At 72.6% G+C, this 2,675-nt stretch carries 3 protein-coding genes; all 3 read right to left on the bottom strand.

Translation table 11 applies throughout. From position 1 onward, the window contains the following. Positions 1 to 581 (bottom strand): asparaginase (locus tag Mterra_RS20390; protein ID WP_147372984.1); only part of this gene is annotated, 581 nt, incomplete at its 3' end. Positions 582 to 653: 72 nt separating this feature from the next. Beyond that, positions 654 to 1,853, bottom strand: coding sequence for a bifunctional 3,4-dihydroxy-2-butanone-4-phosphate synthase/GTP cyclohydrolase II (locus tag Mterra_RS20385; RefSeq protein ID WP_119316762.1), 1,200 nt, complete (start codon positions 1,851 to 1,853; stop codon positions 654 to 656). Beyond that, positions 1,846 to 2,448, bottom strand: coding sequence for a riboflavin synthase (locus Mterra_RS20380; protein WP_119316761.1), 603 nt, complete (start codon positions 2,446 to 2,448; stop codon positions 1,846 to 1,848). The genes Mterra_RS20385 and Mterra_RS20380 overlap by 8 nt, the downstream gene beginning before the upstream one ends. Between the last annotated feature and the right edge of the window lie 227 nt (positions 2,449 to 2,675).

Genomic DNA, 2,675 nt, shown 5'->3' with positions numbered 1-2,675 from the left:
GCCAGGGGCAGCACGAAGGTGGGGACGCTGCACCCGTCCACGCCGTAGGGCACCTCCCCCGCGCCGCTGAGGTCGCGCAGGACGCGCAGGTTGAGCTGCTGCACGGGGTGGGTGGGCTGCTCGTAGCCCTGGGGGCTCGTGCCCAGCGCCAGCGCCGCCGCCATCATGCCGGTGTGCTTGCCCGAGCAGTTGTTGTGCAGCACGGTGGGCTTTTCCCCGGCCTGCTCGAGCGCCTTGCGGGCGGAGCGGGAGAAGGGCGGGTGGACGCCGCACACCAGGGCGGAGGGCTCGAGGCCGATCTTTCGCAGGTAGGCCGCCGACACCGCGACGTGGCGGGGGGTGCCGTCGTGGGAGGCGCAGGTGAGCGCCACTTCCTCGGGGGTGATGCCGAAGCGCTCGACGGCCCCGCTCAGGTACAGCGCCAGCGCCTGGAAGGGCTTGGCCGAGGAGCGCAGGTGGGCGCTGAGCTGGGGGTCGCCGCCGTAGGCCAGCAGCTCGCCCGCGGGGTTGACGACGGCGAGGGAGACGCGGTGGCGGTTCTCGATCAGGCCGCCCCGGTAGGCGTAGACGTAGGATTGCACGCCCCTAGCTTATCGTGCCCCTCCTCCCCCCCTGTCAATCCCGGACAACGCGGGCGAGGAACGCCCCGCCCCTCAATCCCCGAGCCAGTGGCCCAGCCGTTCCCGCTTGGCCTCCAGGTACTTCGCGTTATGGGGGTTATCCCCCGCCCGCAAAGGCACGCGCTCGAGGACCTCGAGGCCGAAGCCGCGGAGGGCCTGCACCTTGCGGGGGTTGTTGGTCAGGAGGCGCAACCGGCGAACGCCCATCTCGCGGAGGATCTGCGCCGCCACCCCGTAGTCGCGCAGGTCCGGGGGGAAGCCCAGGGCCAGGTTGGCCTCCACGGTGTCCAGGCCGGTGTCCTGCAGGGCGTAGGCCCGGATCTTGTTGATGAGGCCGATGCCCCGCCCCTCCTGGCGCAGGTAGACCAGCACCCCACGGCCCTCCCGGGCGATGCGCTCCAGGGACAGGTCGCGCTGGAAGCCGCAGTCGCAGCGCAGGCTGTGGAAGGCGTCCCCGGTGAGGCACTCCGAGTGCACGCGCACCAGCACCGGCCCGCCGTCCGTGACCGCCCCCATCACCAGCGCGGCGTGCTCCTGGCCGGTGAGGGTGTCGCGGTACCCGACGACCCTGAACTCCCCGAACCGGGTGGGCAGGGCGGCTTCGGCCTCGCGCGTCACGTAGCGGTCGCCGCGCTCCAGGCGGTAGCGGATCAGCTCGGCGATGGCGCCCACCTTCAGGCCGTGCCGACCGGCGAACTCCAGGAGGGCCGGCAGGCGCATCATGGTGCCGTCGTCGTGCATGAGCTCGCTGATGGCCGCTACCGGCTTGAGCCCGGCCAGGCAGCACAGGTCCACGCTGGCCTCGGTATGGCCCGCGCGGCGCAGCACCCCGCCATCCCTGGCCCGCAGCGGGAAGACGTGACCCGGGCGCACGAAGTCCGCGGCCGTCACCCCGTCTTCGGCCGCCAGGCGCACGGTGGTGGCCCGGTCGGCGGCACAGATGCCGGTGGTCACCCCCTCGCGGGCCTCGATGGAGACGGTGAAGGCCGTGGCCCGGGGGGCGGTGTTGTCGCGTACCATGGGGGGCAGCTCGAGGCGGTCGGCCCAGGCTTCGGTCATCGCCAGGCAGACCACGCCCCCGGTGTAGCGGATCATGAAGGCCATCCACTCGGTGCTCACGTGCTCGGCGGGCAGGACCAGGTCGCCCTCGTTCTCCCGCTCCTCGTCGTCCACCAGGATGACCGGGCGGCCGGCCCTGAGCTCCTCCAGAAGCTCGGGGACCGGGCTAAGCATCGTCCCCTCCCCGCACGGCCACCAGGCGCTCGAGGTAACGGGCCAGCAGGTCGGCCTCGAAGTTCACCTCGTCCCCCTGCGCCAGTTCCTTCAGGGTGGTGAGCTCGAGGGTGTGGGGGATCAGGGTCACCCAGAACCGGTTGCCACGGACCCCGGCCACGGTCAGCGAGACCCCGTCCAGGGCCACCGAGCCCTTGGGGGCGACGTAGCGCGAAAGCTCCCGCGGCACCTCGAGCCAGACGTCCCAGGCCCCCATCTCGCGGTTCACCCCCACCACCCGGGCCCGCCCGTCCACGTGGCCCGTGACGAGGTGCCCGCCCAGCCGGCCGCCCAGCGCCAATGAGCGCTCGAGGTTGACCCGCTGTCCCGCCGCCCAACGCGCCGCCGTGCGGCGGAGGGTCTCCTTCGCCAGCTCCACGGCGAACCCGCCGGCGCCCAGCTCCACCACGGTCAGGCAGACCCCCGAGACCGCGACGGAATCCCCGGCCGCGGTGCCCTCCAGCACCCGACCCGCCTCGATGAACAGCCGCCACAGCCCGCCCACCTCGCGGGCCTCGCGGATAACCCCCACTTCCTCGACGATTCCGGTAAACATCCTCACCTCGCAAGCTTCTCGCGTAAGCCACTGATGGCCGACAGCCGCGGCCCAGCGGTTCAAGACCCGACCGGGCGAGCCTCCAGCCAGATGTCCCCGTCCAGGACCTCCAGCCGCCGGGTCTCGAGGCCCAGCGCCTCGTCCATGCGCCCGGCGGCGAAGCCCGAAAGCGCCCCCCGCCCCTCCCCTACCAGCTTGGGCGCCAGGAACAGGGCCACCTTGTCCAC

It is taken from the genome of Calidithermus terrae (assembly GCF_003574345.1).
GTDB lineage: Bacteria > Deinococcota > Deinococci > Deinococcales > Thermaceae > Calidithermus > Calidithermus chliarophilus.
This window is presented reverse-complemented; position numbering and strand designations above follow the sequence as displayed.

What these genes read in the sequence shown, in the direction of transcription:
- Mterra_RS20385 (WP_119316762.1), bottom strand. Translation starts at nt 1,853, where the DNA reads ATGCTTAGCCCGGTCCCCGAGCTTCTGGAGGAGCTCAGGGCCGGCCGC.
- Mterra_RS20380 (WP_119316761.1), bottom strand. Translation starts at nt 2,448, where the DNA reads ATGTTTACCGGAATCGTCGAGGAAGTGGGGGTTATCCGCGAGGCCCGC.